14 protein-coding genes and 3 pseudogenes are annotated in these 16,526 nt (G+C 48.7%); 13 read left to right on the top strand and 4 right to left on the bottom strand.

Features of this window, described 5'->3' with window-relative positions; genetic code table 11:
* The first annotated feature begins 11 nt into the window (after positions 1-11).
* The 4 genes from LCS67_RS18755 (at position 12) to LCS67_RS18740 (ending at position 2,489) form a co-directional block, all read left to right on the top strand.
* Positions 12-530, top strand: coding sequence for a fimbrial protein BcfF (locus LCS67_RS18755; RefSeq protein WP_001243228.1), 519 nt, complete (start codon positions 12-14; stop codon positions 528-530).
* A complete protein-coding gene (bcfG, locus tag LCS67_RS18750; protein WP_001135030.1) occupies positions 496-1,227 on the top strand; it encodes a fimbrial chaperone BcfG in 732 nt (243 codons plus the stop codon). The genes LCS67_RS18755 and bcfG overlap by 35 nt, the downstream gene beginning before the upstream one ends.
* Positions 1,228-1,291: 64 nt before the next feature.
* Positions 1,292-2,137 (top strand): DsbA family protein, encoded by an 846-nt coding sequence (locus LCS67_RS18745; RefSeq protein ID WP_000291402.1) that lies wholly within the window; start codon positions 1,292-1,294, stop codon positions 2,135-2,137.
* A 67-nt stretch (positions 2,138-2,204) separates the two neighbouring features.
* Positions 2,205-2,489: a hypothetical protein gene (locus LCS67_RS18740; RefSeq protein ID WP_000558466.1), complete on the top strand. Its 285-nt coding sequence runs from the start codon at positions 2,205-2,207 to the stop codon at positions 2,487-2,489.
* Between the two features lie 121 nt (positions 2,490-2,610).
* Here LCS67_RS18740 and LCS67_RS22885 read toward each other — a convergent pair.
* Positions 2,611-3,004: pseudogene (locus LCS67_RS22885) on the bottom strand (transcriptional regulator).
* An 822-nt stretch (positions 3,005-3,826) separates the two neighbouring features.
* On the opposite strand from LCS67_RS22885, the pseudogene LCS67_RS18735 reads away from it, so the two are divergent.
* A pseudogene (locus LCS67_RS18735) lies at positions 3,827-4,006 on the top strand (arylsulfatase); the annotation flags it as partial.
* A gap of 207 nt (positions 4,007-4,213) precedes the next feature.
* Here the strand turns inward: LCS67_RS18735 and LCS67_RS18730 are convergent.
* Positions 4,214-4,510: a 5'-nucleotidase C-terminal domain-containing protein gene (locus LCS67_RS18730; RefSeq protein ID WP_001542932.1), complete on the bottom strand. Its 297-nt coding sequence runs from the start codon at positions 4,508-4,510 to the stop codon at positions 4,214-4,216.
* 455 nt (positions 4,511-4,965) lie between these two features.
* On the opposite strand from LCS67_RS18730, the gene LCS67_RS18725 reads away from it, so the two are divergent.
* The 8 genes and pseudogenes from LCS67_RS18725 (at position 4,966) to nhaR (ending at position 12,624) form a co-directional block, all read left to right on the top strand.
* Positions 4,966-5,730 (top strand): outer membrane protein OmpK, encoded by a 765-nt coding sequence (locus tag LCS67_RS18725; RefSeq protein ID WP_000052612.1) that lies wholly within the window; start codon positions 4,966-4,968, stop codon positions 5,728-5,730.
* Between the two features lie 20 nt (positions 5,731-5,750).
* Positions 5,751-7,238 (top strand): sulfatase, encoded by a 1,488-nt coding sequence (locus tag LCS67_RS18720; protein ID WP_100521906.1) that lies wholly within the window; start codon positions 5,751-5,753, stop codon positions 7,236-7,238.
* A 103-nt stretch (positions 7,239-7,341) separates the two neighbouring features.
* Positions 7,342-8,538: an anaerobic sulfatase maturase gene (locus tag LCS67_RS18715; protein WP_001189142.1), complete on the top strand. Its 1,197-nt coding sequence runs from the start codon at positions 7,342-7,344 to the stop codon at positions 8,536-8,538.
* A gap of 17 nt (positions 8,539-8,555) precedes the next feature.
* Positions 8,556-9,809: a hypothetical protein gene (locus LCS67_RS18710; RefSeq protein ID WP_000457886.1), complete on the top strand. Its 1,254-nt coding sequence runs from the start codon at positions 8,556-8,558 to the stop codon at positions 9,807-9,809.
* Between the two features lie 118 nt (positions 9,810-9,927).
* Positions 9,928-10,185, top strand: a complete 258-nt coding sequence (locus LCS67_RS22880; protein WP_000528977.1) for a hypothetical protein — start codon at positions 9,928-9,930, stop codon at positions 10,183-10,185.
* A pseudogene (locus LCS67_RS22875) lies at positions 10,107-10,334 on the top strand (arylsulfatase); the annotation flags it as partial. The gene LCS67_RS22880 and the pseudogene LCS67_RS22875, both read left to right, overlap by 79 nt.
* Positions 10,335-10,496: 162 nt before the next feature.
* Entirely contained in the window at positions 10,497-11,663 is a 1,167-nt protein-coding gene (nhaA, locus tag LCS67_RS18700) for a Na+/H+ antiporter NhaA (RefSeq protein WP_000681340.1), read from the top strand.
* Between the two features lie 61 nt (positions 11,664-11,724).
* Positions 11,725-12,624, top strand: a complete 900-nt coding sequence (gene nhaR / locus LCS67_RS18695) for a transcriptional activator NhaR (protein WP_000062872.1) — start codon at positions 11,725-11,727, stop codon at positions 12,622-12,624.
* 54 nt (positions 12,625-12,678) lie between these two features.
* On the opposite strand, the gene LCS67_RS18690 is transcribed toward nhaR, so the two are convergent.
* Entirely contained in the window at positions 12,679-14,718 is a 2,040-nt protein-coding gene (locus LCS67_RS18690) for a TIM-barrel domain-containing protein (RefSeq protein ID WP_001116449.1), read from the bottom strand.
* A 39-nt stretch (positions 14,719-14,757) separates the two neighbouring features.
* Positions 14,758-16,131: an MFS transporter gene (locus LCS67_RS18685; RefSeq protein WP_000099988.1), complete on the bottom strand. Its 1,374-nt coding sequence runs from the start codon at positions 16,129-16,131 to the stop codon at positions 14,758-14,760.
* Positions 16,132-16,526 lie beyond the last annotated feature (395 nt).

The raw sequence follows: 16,526 nt of genomic DNA, 5'->3' as shown, positions 1-16,526 counted from the left end.
CCATCGTAATTATGCGTAACGATATCCTGTACGGCATCGGGATGCTGCTGGCGGCATCCGGCGTCCAGGCGCACGATGGCCGGGTCTATGTCTCCGGAACCATCACGGACAATACGTGTTCGCTCTCTCCAGACTCGGAAAATATTAACGTGGCGATGGGCGCGGTTTCTCAACGGCAGTTTTATCGCGCAGGCGACGGTTCCGCATGGCAACCTTTTGCTATCGATTTACAAAACTGCGGCAGCACTGCCAGCGGCGTAACGGTCAGTTTTAGCGGTGCGGGGGACAGCCGTAATACGGATTTATTGGCGCTTACCGCAGGGGAAAGCGACGCTTCAGGCATTGGGATTGCGCTTTATGATCAAAATAAAACCTTAATCCCACTGGGGCAGGAGAGTGATGTAGTGACGCTCAGTCCGGGCCAGGCGTCGGCGCATCTGCAATTTTACGCGCGTTATCTTGCCGATGGCGGCACGGTAACGCCCGGGGATGCCAATGCCTCCGCAACCTTCATTCTTGCCTATGAATAAGTTCTTTTTACGCTGCGCAATATATTGGTGCTTGCTTCCCATATCATGGGCGCAGGCTGGCGTGGTAATTGGCGGTACTCGCTTTATCTATCATGCGGGCGCCCCGGCATTAAGCGTACCGGTAAGTAACCATTCAGAAGCGTCCTGGTTAATTGATACGCATATTTTACCTGGTGGCCGTTGGCCAGGAACCAAAAACGAAGGGAATATCACGCCCTTCGTGGTCACGCCGCCATTATTTATGCTTTCAGCGCGCCAGGAAAATTCAATGCGGGTGGTTTATACCGGCGAACCGCTACCCGCCGACAGGGAAAGTCTGTTTACCTTGAGTATCGCCGCTATTCCCTCCGGTAAACCGGAAGCGAACCGTGTACAAATGGCGTTTCGTTCGGCTTTAAAATTGCTCTATCGCCCTGAGGGACTCGCCGGCAATCCGCAGCAGGCCTACCGGCATCTGATCTGGTCGCTTACCCCCGATGGCGCGACGGTACGCAATCCGACACCCTATTACGTTACGCTCTTTTTATTACGCGCTAACGAGCGCGCCCAGGACAACGCCGGGGTCGTGGCTCCCTTTGCAACGCGTCAAACGGACTGGTGCCGGCACACGGTTCGCTGCACTGTGCGCTGGCAAAGTATTAATGACTATGGGCGGGTAATGCCAGCGCAAACCGTGGATCTGACGCGTATTCATTAACCTATTTTTCAGGCGTCTCCCGATAGCGGGAGGCTTTCCGATCTTATCGAACGAGACTTTTATTATGTATTATCACGCGTTAAAACTTTCCCGACTGGCGATGTTGACGTTGGCAGGCGTTGCCGTATCCGCCTCGGCAATCGCCGCCGATTCTACCCCGACGTCGCAAATTGGTCCGACGGCGGAAGCCTACATCGTCAGTCATCCGGATAAAGTGGGAGAGGTGGTGGCAACGTATTTGGCCGAACATCCGGAATTTTTGGTTGCCGCCAGCGAGACATTGCATCAGCGTCAGCAGATTGCGCAACAACAGGCATATGTTCAACTGGCATTACAGTATCGTGCTGAGTTGCTCAGTAGCAGCAGTCCTTCCGTTGGGCCCAACGAGGCAAAAGCGGCGGTGGTGATGTTCTTTGATTACCAGTGCTCGTGGTGTAGCAAAATGGCGCCAGTGGTCGAAAACCTGATTAAGGCGAACCCGGATACCCGGTTTATTTTCAAAGAGTTTCCTATTTTTTCCTCCCGCTGGCCGGTATCCGGACTGGCGGCCAGAGTCGGCGAACAGGTATGGCTTACCCAGGGCGGGGCAAAATATCTCGACTGGCATAATGCCCTGTATGCTACCGGCAAAGTGGAAGGCGCGTTAACGGAACACGATGTCTATACCCTGGCGCAACATTATCTAACGCCGACGCAGTTGACCGCCGTAAAAGAAGCGCAAAGCAGCGGTGCAGTACATGATGCGCTCCTCACTAACCAGGCACTGGCGCAGCATATGGATTTTAGCGGCACGCCTGCTTTTGTCGTCATGCCTCAGACGCAAAACGATGATGTAAAACGGGTGACCGTGATCCCGGGAAGCACGACTCAGGATATGTTGCAAATGGCGATTCAGAAAGCGAAGGGATAGTGTTCACTTGTCGGGAAGCGAAAGCTTCTCGTTATTAACCGCCACCAGAAGTGCAGGAAGGCTTATTATGCATGTCAGACACTATGTGGTGCCCGCGTTGTGGTTGCCGCTCATGGTTATCGGTGCGGCGCAGGCGGGAAGCCAGATACGGTTTCAGGGAACGGTTGTTGAAGCAGGATGCTGGAATGAGACGGGGGTACTGGAAGTGCGTTGCCATCGGCAGGACGGTATTGAGCGCCATATTATCGTGGAGAATATGACTACGTCGATCGCTTCACCGTATGCGATGGTGGAACCTCATTACCTGGATGAGGACAAACAGCTGGCGCTGCTGCGGATTATTTATGACTGAACATAGTATGCACATCTGAAGGAGGCATAATAACGGTGGTTAAGTGCTCCGTTGCTTAAAAACAGAGATGATAACCACCGAAAATATCCGCTTAGTGATCGCCTTATCTTCTCGTACAGCGCTAGAGGCGTATTGGAAGATAAAATAAGGCGAGCATCGCCAGAAATATAGAAATGATTACTGCGATGATATTTTTATGTCGGTATGGTTTTTTACAGGTATAGGGCTGGGGAAGGTCGCTTGTATCAATAACGATCTTTTCATTTATTTTTATACCATGCCTCGGTAAGGTCATAAGTAATTCCTGTAAACCTATTTTTAAGATTGGGGCGTAATAGATAAATTGGCTGTGTCAGGTTAGTATCGCTGATAAATTTGCCCCGTTCCCCCCAAACGGCGTACGCAACACCTTCACGGATAATCAATTCATGATGTGCGTTTTCTATTAAATAGCTCAGGCGCCGGGCCCGCATAAATGCTATTTTGAACGCTGCATTACTGCTCAAAGACGTGATTTTTCTTAATCATTTATTGTAAATAAACTCATTATTTATTTTATGCTGTCTCATGATTACTCCATTTGTGCTTTCAGGCCATGATATCCCACTTGTTCCGTATAGTCAGCATCGTTGCAACGTGTCCGCTATGCTATGAGCAAGGATAGGTTGGGGCGACAGGCCTGAGAAATCAACTGTCATTAAATTGGCTAAATTGTTTAAGTGAAATAAATGTTATTGTTTTTGTGTTCTTTTTATAAGCATGTTGATCCTGTTTTATCAATATTTAATGAGGTATGCATATAACGCGTCGTTTAAGGATTCTTAAACCATTTTTTTGAGCGACAAATAATATGTGTGTCATTATTTTTTATTCAATTGATGAGAATTGTCTGTTGTGATTCATTAATTTGAAAATGCGGTTGGTCACAAAAAAGGACATAAAAATAATATTTTGCTGCCGTTTATGTTTAATTTTATTAAGTGTTGCTATGATTTTAGGTTAAGCATTTTTTATGTGCTTGAATGATAATTTATGTTACCTGGTGTAACGTTTATTTCGGCCTATTGGTCGGTCTTATGGATGCTATAGGATATAGGTAAAAAGAACTAAATAAATATTCGATGATGACTTGCTTTCTCAGGGTGAAATTTTATGAGTTAATAGCGGTATAAAATATTTTTATGATTTTTTTGTTATTGTGTTATACGTAGTGACTATGCTGCACATCTTCAGAATATTACGTTGGACGGGCAGAGAAATTGCCTCTGCATTGCAGAAGTCTCATAACGTATAGTCTGGAGATCATTATGTACGTAAATTAACAGTCCTCACTCGTCATGCCTGTACCAAGAGCGCTGATGAATCAGAAAATTGATACCGATAACGCGATGGTGCAAAACCATAACGCCATATACCAACAGCTCCTCGACCAAATTCGTGAGGACAATACATATAAACATGCCGTTATTACCCTTAATCCTTATGGCACCGCGCCGTTAAGCCTTTATCCTGGTGTCTGAGTTGAAAGCAGCGAACCGGGTATCGTGGAGTTTCTGGTTTTTGACAACGGTAATTACCGTTCCCGCGAAGATAATATCAATCTGCCGCCATCGGATAACGACCGCATGAGAGTTGTTTTATTTATTGATGTCGTCAACACGCATGGTGTGATCCGGAACGATATTATTGATATGTTCCATATAATCAGCAATTTCCTGCGAGGTTTACAGCCCTTTAATGCCTTTGACATTTTTACCTTTCGTGAAGTCAAATCCGCCACGGCCTTTACCGATAAAGGAATCCAGTGCGACGGTACTGAATGTACTGTCTGCGACCTGTTTACCTTTGATATCAAATTTGACAATACGCTGTACCAGCGGTTTTGTGTTGTAGTGTTTGAATTTGGCCGTTTTCGATACATGCTGCATGCCGTTCTTTGGATCGGCTGCATGAGACATCATCGCCTTCAGAGCGTTACCGCTAATTTCCACGCTCATTACGTCGTTAGTAAAAGGATACATACTTAGAACATCACCGATCAGGTAATCATCGTCATATCAATAATGGTGTGATGGAGGGCACCGTTGTAGTGATGGCTGAGCTGGCAGGTTTTCAGGTATTGCTTACAGCGATAGAGTTGCACTCCTGAGGGGGAAATGACCGTTTCGGATCCCTCCCTGAGTTACGGAACAGCGGGGCAAATCACATCAATCTTTGTTATCAGTTATCCAAAAGGTAAAGCTTAGTACAACACTAAATCTGCGGTATGACCTAAAAAGATGAAGTGTTGATTTAATAATAAACATTGAGTTATTTTTTATAAAAAAACATTTCTCGACACATTATTTTTAAATACTTTTATCCTGCGTGATGTGAGATTTATATCACTATTCTATAACTAGATTTGGTTAAACTTTGACACCGGAGTAAAACATATTCATTGATGAATAAAATATAACTATGGGAAATATATTCAATGTCTCTGATAAAGCGAACAGTATTATTTAGTCTCTTACTTACAATATCTACTGTTTTTAGCCATTCTGTACATGCACTGGAATATAAGAATTCATTTGGATCAATTAACGCCGGTTATGCTGACTGGAATAGTGGATTCGTCAATGTACATCGTGGGGAGGTGTGGAAAGTAACTGCTGACTTTGGTGTCAACTTCAAAGAGGCAGAATTCTATTCATTTATTGAAAGCAACGTGTTAAATCACGCTGTTGCTGGAAGAAATCATACTGTTTCTGCCATGACTCATGTACGACTCTTTGATTCAGATTATACTTTCTTCGGCAAGATATATGGTCAATGGGATAACTCATGGGGCGATGACCTCGATATGTTTTATGGAGCGGGGTATTTAGGTTGGAGCGGGAGTTGGGGGTTCTTCAAACCCTATATTGGTCTGCATAATCAATCTGGTGATTATGTCTCGCAGAAATATGGGCAGACAAGCGGCTGGAATGGCTATGTTATTGGCTGGACTGCAGCCTATAATTTTAATTTATTTGGTGAAGATTTTGTTTTATCTGACTGGAATGAAATCGAACTAGATAGAAATGACGCTTATACGGAGCAGCAATTCGGTCGAAATGGATTAAATGGTGGATTAACACTGGCATGGAAATTTTATCCCCGCTGGAAAGCTACTGTGACATATCGTTATTTCGCGAACAAACTAGGTTATGACGGATATGGAGACCAGATGATTTATATGGTCGGATATTCATTTTAAATAAAATCAAAGGAGTTGAAATGAAAAAAACAGTCATTGCCAGCATGATTGGACTGGCGCTTTGTGCGACAAGTACGATATCTGTCGTGCACGCGGCTGCCGAAAAACGCCCGAACTTGGTTTTTATTGTGGCAGATGATCTTGGCTATGGTGATTTGGCGACTTACGGTCACCAGATAGTGAAAACCCCGAATATTGACCGCCTGGCGAAAGAAGGGGTCAAATTCACTGAATACTATGCGCCGGCTCCTTTGTGTTCTCCTTCCCGCGCCGGGATGTTAACAGGCCGTATGCCCTTCCGCACCGGTGTACGCTCCTGGATCCCTGAAGGTACTAATGTTTCTATTGGACGTAACGAATTGACCATAGCCAATCTGCTGAAACAGCAGGGTTACGATACCGCGATGATGGGTAAACTGCATCTCAACGCCGGGGGCGATCGTACCGATCAGCCGCAGCCGAAAGAGTTAGGTTTTGATTACTCGCTGGTGAACCCGGCTGGCTTTGTGACCGATGCTACGCTGGATAATGCCAAAGAGCGCCCGCGTTACGGCGTCGTTCACCCAACCGGCTGGATGCGTAACGGCAAACATATTGATCGTGCCGATAGCATCAGCGGCGAATTTGTCAGTTCTGAAGTGGTGAACTGGCTAGATAACAAGAAAGACGACAAACCGTTCTTCTTATACGTTGCCTTTACGGAAGTTCACAGCCCGCTGGCCTCGCCGAAAAAATACCTCGATATGTATTCACAATGCGAATACCAGAAGCAGCATCCCGATCTGTTCTACGGCGACTGGGCGGATAAACCGTGGCGCGGTACCGGTGAATATTACGCCAATATCAGCTATATGGATGCGCAAGTCGGTAAAGTACTGGATAAAATTAAAGCGATGGGGGAAGAAGATAATACCATTGTCATCTTCACCAGTGATAACGGCCCGGTGACGCGTGAAGCGCGTAAAGTCTACGAGCTGAACCTCGCAGGCGAGACTGACGGTCTGCGCGGACGTAAAGATAACCTGTGGGAAGGCGGTATTCGCGTTCCGGCAATTATCAAATACGGTAAACACATTCCACAGGGCGTCGTTACCGATACGCCGGTGTATGGTCTGGACTGGATGCCGACGCTGGCGAACATGATGGATTTCAAACTGCCGACTGATCGTACATACGACGGGCAATCGCTGGTTCCGCTGTTGGAGCAGAAAACGTTAAAACGTAATAAGCCGCTGATCTTCGGTATTGATATGCCGTTCCAGGATGATCCGACCGATGAGTGGGCGATCCGCGACGGTGACTGGAAAATGATCATCGATCGTGAAAATAAACCTAAATACCTCTATAACCTGAAAAAAGATCGGTTCGAAACGCTGAACCAAATTGGCAAACAGCCTGAAATTGAAAAACAGCTGTATGGCAAGTTCCTGAAAATGAAACAGGACATCGATAACGACTCATTAATGAAAGCCCGTGGCGACAAACCAACGCCGGTGACCTGGGGCTAAAAGGATAATTATAAAAAATTAAGTATGCCACTTAGGGCTCTGCCCGCCTGATTCAGCGCCCTCGTGCTGAGTCAGGTTCTTTTATTTTAGGGATACGGAAAATATGCAACGGAAAAGCTGTCAGGTAATGATCAAACCGACCGGGTCGGTGTGTAATCTTGATTGTAAATATTGCTTCTATCTGGAAAAGGAAATGCTCTATCCCGATAGAAAAAACCATTACAAGATGACGGAAGAAACGCTAGCGTTGTTTGTGCAACAGCATATTGCGGCGCAGGACGTAGATGAAGTGATTTTTGCGTGGCAGGGTGGGGAACCGACGCTGATGGGGCTGCCATTTTACCGCCAGGCGGTAGCGCTCCAGCAACGTTATGCTAATGGAAAAGCCATCGTTAATACTTTTCAGACCAATGGCATTCTGATTGATGATGAATGGGCAAGATTCTTCAGGGCGCATGACTTTCTGGTTGGTATTTCGATTGATGGCGATGCGGCGCTGCACGACGAATGGCGGGTAACTCGCGCAGGGCAACCTACCCATCATAAAGTTGAACAGGCGATAAAATGCCTGGCGAGTCATGGCGTTGAATTTAATACTCTCACGGTGGTGAGTCAGAGCAATATGCTACACCCGCAGCGGGTTTATGCGTATCTGAAATCTATCGGCAGCCGCTATATGCAGTTTATTCCGCTAGTGGAAAGAGCGGCAAATAAAGACGGAATGCTGGCGCATCCGCAGGACGAGAAAACCGCAGTAACCCCCTGGTCAGTGGACGGATTACAGTTTGGAAAGTTCCTGAATGCCATTTTTGATATCTGGATCCGCGAAGATATTGGTGATATCGGCATTCAACTCTTTGAACAAACGCTGGCGGCATGGTGTGGACTCCCCCCTCAGGTTTGCGTTTTTGCGCCCGTTTGCGGTAGCGCTTTTGCAATGGAAATGAATGGCGATGTGTATAACTGCGATCATTTCGTTTACCCGCAATATAAGCTCGGCAATATTAACGACACGCCGCTGCGTCAGATGAATAATAGCGCGCAAAACCAGCAGTTTGGTCTCGATAAAAGCCGCACGATGGCGCAGGAATGCCATACCTGCCCGTGGCAATTCGCCTGTTATGGCGGTTGCCCTAAACACCGCTTTTTGCCTTCGGCTTGCGGACCGATGAAGCAAAACTATCTTTGTGCCGGCTATCAGTGCTTTTTCTCTCATACCGCACCGATGATGAAAGCGATGAAAACCCTTTACGTAAATAACCTGTCACCGGCGGAGATCCGGTCTGTTTTTTTTAAGTAATGCTCAAGGAGGAACGCATGTTTGCCAATATTAATGTGGACTGCTGTAAAACGCCGGGATGTAAAAATCTGGGCGTGTTGAACAGTCCGGATTATGTCCGCCAGGGAAAAGATGTTCTTTGTCGGGAATGTGGTTTCCTGTTTCCTGTTATTTCCGCTGGGGCGTTAAATCTTTTTCGCCACACGGTAAACCGGGGATGGAAAGGCCTGGTCAAACAGTGTCCTGCCTGCGGCAGCACCTCATTAAAGAAATACGGCTTCTCGACTCAGGGAGAACACCGCATGGCGTGTAGTCAGTGTCGGAAAACGTTCATCGTCCCCGAAAAGGCAAAAAGCGATTGCCGACAGGACGAGCTGGCAACCCTAATTGAGGAAGGAACATCGCTTGCCGGGATCCGCTCACAGCTGAAATTAGACAGCACAGGCCTTAACCGGGCGCTGTTTAAACTATCCCGTAATGCAAACCTTGCGGAGCGATGCCAGCAGTTTCCGGCCTTCGATATCGCACTCAGCACCCGCGCTTTCCGGGTGAACTATAACGGTGGAGACAGCAGCCTGTATGTTCTGGTGACGGCAGAAGAACAAAGCGGAAGGGTGGTGGCGATTTCGTCAAATTATTCAGCACAGCCGCTGGATAAAGCCTGGCAGTATCAGTCGTATTATGAAGAACGGCTACCTCCGGGAACACTGGCGCATATGGTGCAACGTAAGGAAGCGATTACAGCGCGCCGCGAAACTTTATTTGATATCGATTACGGTCCGGCCTCGTTATATAAGAATGACTCCGGAATGATCGTAAAGCCGGTGTTGCCTGCCTACCGCCATTTTGAACTGGTGCGGATGCTGACGGACGAACGCTCCTTAAACGTTCAGCATTACCTCGATCATGAATGCTTTATTCTGGGGGGATGCATGATGGCGAACATGCCGCATGTCCATCAGGGCCGTTGCCATATTTCATTTGTCAAAGAACGCGGTACGACGCCGCTGCAAAAAGATACTCCGCCACGCCTGTTTTTAAGCGGCGGTATCCGTAACAATGTCTGGCGTACTTTTTCTACCCGCGATTATGCTATGGCGGTGTGTAATCTCACCGGTAATAAAAAAATTACCCAGCAACGTTATGCTACGTTACAAGGCGCGACGGCGTTCATTAATTATCTGTATGCGCATCCTTTTTTGGCGCAGCTTAATCGTCTGTCACCGGCAAATGTGACGGCAACGCTGGATTATCTGAAGTATGAATATAATCAATCCCGTAAGGTCGGATAACGCATCGCATGCCGTGTGATAGAGCTGAATCGATGGCTTTTGATTATCAGCCCAACCCTCTCCAGCGTATCTATTTCGTTGTTCCAGCAAGGAACGACAACGATATACTGGAGAGATCATGGGGCCGTTCAAACATCAAAAGAATACGCTTCTTGGCCCGTGTCTTGCCGTCAATCAGAGGATTGATAAGCAAAATGCGATGGTGCTCAACCATACGGCGATTTATGAGCACAGCCTCAGCCAGATTACAGAAAGTAATACAGTACAAAATGCGTTGATTATTCTTAATCCGTTTATGGCCGCGCCATCTCTTGCCAGCCTGGCGAGAGCGATATTATCGATCCGCAGGCGGGCAGCGAGGCGATGGGGCTGCTAATTTTACAGGAGATTGCGCCTACGGAGAAAACCGTGCTTTTTGAAGCGACCATGACGTCAGGTTACTACAAAAACGCGGAAACGAACGGGGAAGGCTATCGCTACGATATTACCAGTTTCCGGGTGTATAAAATGGATCTGTACGCGTAGCGGTCTATCATCAATGACTGACTGCACTAAAAAAGTCCGGCGTAAGTCGGACTTCATTTCGTAAAAAACGAGCTATTCATCATATATAATCTAATTTTAACGATGAGTCAGGCGAGGTAAGATAGTAGATTCGAAGAATTCACCTGATTGAGAGAATAAAAAGTGAAACATCTGCACCGATTTTTTAGCAGCGATGCCTCTGGGGGCATCATTCTCATCATCGCCGCTGCGCTGGCTATGCTGATGGCCAATATGGGCGCGACCAGTGGATGGTATCATGATTTTCTGGAGACGCCGGTTCAGCTACGGGTTGGGGCGCTTGAAATCAACAAAAACATGCTGCTGTGGATCAACGATGCGCTGATGGCTGTGTTTTTCCTGTTGATTGGTCTGGAAGTTAAGCGCGAACTAATGCAAGGCTCGTTAGCCAGTCTGCGCCAGGCTGCTTTTCCGGTGATTGCCGCCATTGGCGGGATGATTGTACCGGCATTGCTCTATCTGGCCTTTAACTACTCCGATCCGGTCACTCGCGAGGGCTGGGCTATTCCTGCCGCGACGGATATCGCCTTTGCGCTGGGCGTGCTGGCGCTGTTGGGCAGCCGGGTTCCGCTGGCGCTGAAAATTTTCCTGATGGCGCTGGCGATCATCGATGATCTCGGCGCCATCGTTATTATCGCACTGTTTTATACCAGCGATCTTTCCATCGTCTCGCTGGGCGTGGCGGCGTTCGCGATTGCCGTGCTGGCGCTGCTGAACCTGTGCGGCGTCAGACGGACTGGGGTATATATTCTGGTCGGGGCAGTGCTGTGGACGGCGGTACTGAAGTCCGGCGTTCACGCGACGCTGGCAGGCGTCATTGTCGGCTTCTTTATTCCGCTGAAAGAAAAACACGGTCGCTCGCCGGCGAAGCGTCTGGAGCATGTTCTGCACCCGTGGGTCGCGTACCTGATCCTGCCGCTCTTCGCTTTTGCGAATGCCGGCGTTTCTCTTCAGGGCGTCACGATTGACGGTCTGACCTCCATGCTGCCGTTGGGAATTATTGCCGGTCTGCTGATTGGTAAGCCGCTGGGGATTAGCCTGTTTTGCTGGCTGGCGCTGCGTTTCAAGCTGGCGCATCTGCCGCAGGGGACCACTTATCAGCAAATCATGGCGGTCGGCATTTTGTGTGGCATTGGCTTTACGATGTCCATCTTTATCGCCAGCCTGGCATTTGGCAATGTCGATCCGGAACTTATTAACTGGGCGAAATTGGGCATTTTGATTGGTTCATTGCTCTCCGCAGTGGTGGGGTATAGCTGGTTGCGCGCGCGTTTGAACGCGCCGGCATAACCAGTACGAAGGAAAGGGGGAGCGATGTATCGCTCCCTTGCGACATTGAACAGGGAGAGGAATGAGCATGTCTCATATTAACTACAACCATCTTTATTACTTCTGGCATGTCTATAAAGAAGGTTCTGTCGTGGGTGCCGCAGAGGCGCTTTTTCTGACGCCGCAAACCATTACTGGTCAAATTAAAGCCCTGGAAGAGCGTTTACAGGGGAAGCTATTTAAACGTAAGGGACGCGGTCTTGAACCCAGCGAACTGGGCGAGCTGGTTTTTCGCTATGCGGACAAAATGTTTACGCTAAGCCAGGAGATGCTGGATATCGTCAATTACCGCAAAGAATCAAACCTGTTGTTTGATGTCGGCGTCGCCGATGCTTTATCCAAGCGTCTGGTCAGCAGCGTTCTGGATGCGGCGGTGGTGGTGGATGAACCCATACATCTGCGTTGCTTTGAGTCGACGCACGAAATGTTGCTCGAACAGCTCAGCCAGCACAAGCTGGATATGATTATCTCCGACTGCCCGATAGATTCCACGCAGCAGGAGGGGCTATTCTCAGTCAAAATCGGCGAATGCAGCGTCAGTTTCTGGTGTACGAATCCGCTTCCTGAAAAAGCGTTCCCTGCCTGCCTGGAAGAGCGACGGTTGCTGGTGCCGGGACGGCGCTCAATGCTGGGGCGTAAGTTGTTGAACTGGTTTAATTCGCAGGGGTTGCAGGTTGAGATCCTCGGCGAATTTGATGACGCGGCCTTAATGAAGGCGTTTGGCGCGACACACGATGCGATTTTTGTGGCGCCGAGCCTTTATTCGCTGGATTTTTATGCCGATGAGTCGGTAATAGAGATTGGACGCGTGGAGAATGTCATGGAAGAATATCATGCGATTTTTGCCGAGAGAATGATCCAGCATCCGGCGGTGCAGCGTATTTGCAATGCGGACTACTCGGCATTGTTTAAGCTTCAGTAGACATACCTACCGTAATACTTCCGGCTGCGGTACTAGCCCGCAGCCGGAGTCATTCTACAAATTCAGTAGGCTGCGGTACTGCCCACCTTCGCGGATAAACACCGGAATTCTGTTCAGTGGCGTAGCGTACTGCAGCGTTTGCCCTCCTGAATAGCTTTCACCGGTCGCAAGATCCGTCCATGTTTCCCCTTCCGGTAGCCAGATATCACGTTCGCGCATACCTTCATGCATGACGGGGGCGATCAGCAGGTCAGGACCAAAACAATACTGGTCGGTGATTGCCCAACTTGTTTCCTGTTCGGGGAATTCAAAGAACAGGGGGCGCATCACTGGCGAATTGTGCTTATGGGTTTCCTCCATCAGCGCTTTGATATAGGGCTTGAGTTTTTCTCGCAACGCCAGGCAACCTGTCAGTACGTCGCATACTTCCTCACCGTAGCTCCAGACCTCGTTCGGCGCACCTGTAGGGCACTGGGCGATACCATCCCGGTACGGTTGCGCGGGTAAAATTTGCGGATCGCGGTTGCCGTGCAGACGCATCACCGGACTAAAGACGCCCCACTGGAACCAGCGAATTAGCAATTCATGGAATTTCGGGTCGTGAATATTACCGCCATGAAAACCGCCGATATCCGTCGTCCACCACGGTATCCCCGCGATTCCCATATTGAGTCCGGCGGCAAACTGGTTGCGCAGCGATCTAAACGAGGAGTGAATATCCCCTGACCAGACCAGCGCGCCGTACTTCTGACTGCCGGCCCAGGCGCAGCGTAGCAGGTTGATAACCTGGTCTTCGCCATCAGCTTTCATGCCGTCAAAAAAGGTTTTAGCGTACATACGTGGGTAGATATTGCCCACTTCCAGTACCGGCCCGGCATGGTAGCGATAGTTGTCGTAGTCGTAAACGCTGAACTCAGGTTCGGCTTCATCTAACCAGAATAGCTTCACGCCTTTATCGTAATAGTTGCGTTTGGCTTTGCCCCAGACGTAGTCGCGCGCGCCCGGATGAGTCGCATCAAAGTAAGTGGTATTGCCGAGGAAATCCATATTGATCGGCAAGCCACGTTCCGTTTGTACCAGCCAGCCGTTTTCGCGCATCTCCCGATAGCTTTCGGTACGGTTATCTACCGTCGGCCAGACGGAGACCATCAGCTCAATTCCCAGCGATTTCAGCTCGGCAATCATGGCATCAGGATCGGGCCAGTCGCGCGCATCGAACATCCAGTCACCCTGATTCGGCCAGTGAAAGAAGTCGATAACGATCACTGAGATAGGCAGATTGCGACGCTTATATTCGCGGGCGACCTCCAGCAGCTCTTCCTGCGTACGATAACGGAGTTTGCACTGCCAGAAGCCCATGGCGTAGTCCGGCATCATCGGCGGTGTGCCGGTAGCCAGCGCGTAAGCCCGGCTAATTTCTGCCGGGGTATCGCCAGCCGTGATCCAGTAGTCCAGCTGTTCGCTGACCTGCGCTTCCCATTCGGTAACGTTTTGGGCAAAGGTTACGCGTCCGACTGCCGGATTGTTCCATAAAAATCCGTAGCCCAGACTGGAGAGCATAAACGGTACTGAGGCCTGGGAGTTACGTTGCGCCAGCTCAAGCACGCATCCTTTGAGATCCAGGTTGGCCTGTTGATACTGCCCCATACCATAAATTTTTTCCCCTTCGGTGGCTTCGAAGCGGGCTTTCAGTGAATATTTCCCACCCTGAATAGGGCGGAACTCGCGTCCCTCAAGGTTGAGTGCGCTGACGTACTGGCCGTGAGATGATTCATCCTCGCCAATTTCGCCCCGCAGGCGCCAGAACTCCTGCAACAGGGGTTTGTGTGGATGGCGGTAAAAGGTAACTTGTCCTTTTTGATTGACGATAGCGATAATTTTGCCGTTGGTCAGCGTTGCCTGGTGGTGCTCATAATCAATGTGGCACTGACTTTCTGCGACTGGCTCAGTCAATGCCCAGTCTTCATTTCTCATTACCGGCAGATGACGGCCGCTGCGTACGCGCAGGCTGTTCTCGCCCCAGGGTTCAATCCATAAATAGCGATCGTTTTGCTGCCAGACCAGACGACGCGGGTCTTGTTGCATAAATGGCATGGTGGTGCCTCCCATATTCGAGGGTGAAGGTAAAGAACGTTATGAGTTGATGGTTTCCAGATCGTGGCGAATCTTCTCTTCCATCGCTTCGTATTTGCGAAAGAAAAGTAGTGGGATCGCTGCGAGCGCGAAGAGTAGGGCGGGTGCCCAGATAAAGGCCCAGATAATTCCCTCCAGACCCGCAGCACTCTGGGCATGGTTGGGGACATAGCCAAAACTGTTCATGATCCAGGCGGCGAAAGCGGTGCCGAGGCCACTACCCATCTTGATGCAGAAGGTGCTGCCGAAGGCGATAAGAATGCCGGTAGCCTTAATACCGGTCTTCCAGGCACCGAAATCGACGGCGAACCCCAGCATGGCAAACGGCATTGAGCAGGCGATACCGCTGCCGATATTGCCGAGTATCCAGGCGGCGATGAGGAAAGTAATGTTGTCCGCTGCCAGCCACATCATGACGCCGCCAAACGTGGCGACCAGCAGACCGCCTACCCATATCCAGGTTTTAGCCAGGTATTTGCTAAAGAAGGGGATAGCGATGATAAACAGGATCTGAATCGTCGCCAGGCTGTTAATCAGCGGTACCAGATCTTTACGGTCGAGGTTGTAGGTCAGATAATAGACAATGGTCGTGTTGCGCTGCTGTAGGGCAATCCAGAAGATCAGATTAGCCAGCACCATCAGGATCCACGGCCAGTTACCTTTCATCGCCGCGAAACTTTTTTTCATCGGCAACTTAGGTTCATGCTGTATTTTATCCGTATCCATTTCACGAATGTTTTTAAACGCAAAGAGCGTTAGCGCGCAGGATATAATGGCAAATGTAATTGCCGTATAAATAAAACCAGCGTGATCATCACCGTTACCTAAAAAAGCGACTAACGGCAAGGCGGTCGCGTTCATTAATAAAACCCCAATTTGCCCACCGGTCATTCGCCAGGAATTTAAAACCAGTCTTTCCTTGGGAGATAAGGTCATCAGGGGTAATATTGCACTGAGTGGTGTATTAAGTCCGGTAAATAGAATGCTGGCAATCATATAAGATATTGCTGCATAGATGGCTTTTCCTGTCATACTGATATCAGGAGACCAAAATGACAGCGCGCTGAATACCGCAAAAGGCAGCGGTAACCATAAAAACCAGGGACGACATTTACCGTAGCGTGAACGCGTTTTATCGATGATGATCCCCCATATGGGGGCGTCTATGCCATCGATAATACGCGCCAGCAGCAGGATAACGCCTGCTACGGCAAGGCTAATGCCCGCAACGTCTGTGTAGAAATATAAAATGTACGTTGAACCGAAGCAGTACAGCAGATTACCCGCCACATCCAAAGAGCCGTAGCTAATACGCTGTAGTAAAGACAATGATGCTGACCCGGAAGGCTGGGTATCCTCAATGACAGAACTCATAATGATAACTCCGATATTGGTACGATACGCCCAGAAAAACAACCTCTACTTTCTAAGCAAGTTTTAAATATTATTTTTATGTCGTTTCTGAATTTAACCTCAGATTAAAATGAGTGAGTAAGGTGTACATGAAAAGTAGTTAACCCGACGGCATCAATCAATTATCAAATCTTACATCAGGATTGCGTTTATTAGTTTTTGAATGAGCGATGTTTCTATTTGCTAAGGTGGTCACAGTTTTTTTAATAATGAAATAAAAAAAGGAAAACAGTGAAAGAAAATAACTTTCAAGTATTACGTGACGTGGCTAAGGGAGGAGTAGCTGAAAAAAGAGGCTGGTTAGTAAGAGCGTTAACGAGTGAGATCGGCGCCAGCGGTTGACGAGAAAAACGGCA

The sequence above is a fragment of the Salmonella sp. A7 genome (assembly GCF_020181675.1).
In the GTDB taxonomy this organism is placed as follows: domain Bacteria; phylum Pseudomonadota; class Gammaproteobacteria; order Enterobacterales; family Enterobacteriaceae; genus Salmonella; species Salmonella enterica.
The sequence above is the reverse complement of the archived record's forward strand: the minus strand, read 5'-3'. Positions and strand labels throughout refer to the sequence as shown.

What these genes read in the sequence shown, in the direction of transcription:
- LCS67_RS18755 (WP_001243228.1), top strand. Translation starts at nt 12, where the DNA reads ATGCGTAACGATATCCTGTACGGCATCGGGATGCTGCTGGCGGCATCC.
- bcfG (WP_001135030.1), top strand. Translation starts at nt 496, where the DNA reads ATGCCTCCGCAACCTTCATTCTTGCCTATGAATAAGTTCTTTTTACGC.
- LCS67_RS18745 (WP_000291402.1), top strand. Translation starts at nt 1,292, where the DNA reads ATGTATTATCACGCGTTAAAACTTTCCCGACTGGCGATGTTGACGTTG.
- LCS67_RS18740 (WP_000558466.1), top strand. Translation starts at nt 2,205, where the DNA reads ATGCATGTCAGACACTATGTGGTGCCCGCGTTGTGGTTGCCGCTCATG.
- LCS67_RS18730 (WP_001542932.1), bottom strand. Translation starts at nt 4,510, where the DNA reads ATGTATCCTTTTACTAACGACGTAATGAGCGTGGAAATTAGCGGTAAC.
- LCS67_RS18725 (WP_000052612.1), top strand. Translation starts at nt 4,966, where the DNA reads ATGTCTCTGATAAAGCGAACAGTATTATTTAGTCTCTTACTTACAATA.
- LCS67_RS18720 (WP_100521906.1), top strand. Translation starts at nt 5,751, where the DNA reads ATGAAAAAAACAGTCATTGCCAGCATGATTGGACTGGCGCTTTGTGCG.
- LCS67_RS18715 (WP_001189142.1), top strand. Translation starts at nt 7,342, where the DNA reads ATGCAACGGAAAAGCTGTCAGGTAATGATCAAACCGACCGGGTCGGTG.
- LCS67_RS18710 (WP_000457886.1), top strand. Translation starts at nt 8,556, where the DNA reads ATGTTTGCCAATATTAATGTGGACTGCTGTAAAACGCCGGGATGTAAA.
- LCS67_RS22880 (WP_000528977.1), top strand. Translation starts at nt 9,928, where the DNA reads ATGGGGCCGTTCAAACATCAAAAGAATACGCTTCTTGGCCCGTGTCTT.
- nhaR (WP_000062872.1), top strand. Translation starts at nt 11,725, where the DNA reads ATGAGCATGTCTCATATTAACTACAACCATCTTTATTACTTCTGGCAT.
- LCS67_RS18690 (WP_001116449.1), bottom strand. Translation starts at nt 14,718, where the DNA reads ATGCCATTTATGCAACAAGACCCGCGTCGTCTGGTCTGGCAGCAAAAC.
- LCS67_RS18685 (WP_000099988.1), bottom strand. Translation starts at nt 16,131, where the DNA reads ATGAGTTCTGTCATTGAGGATACCCAGCCTTCCGGGTCAGCATCATTG.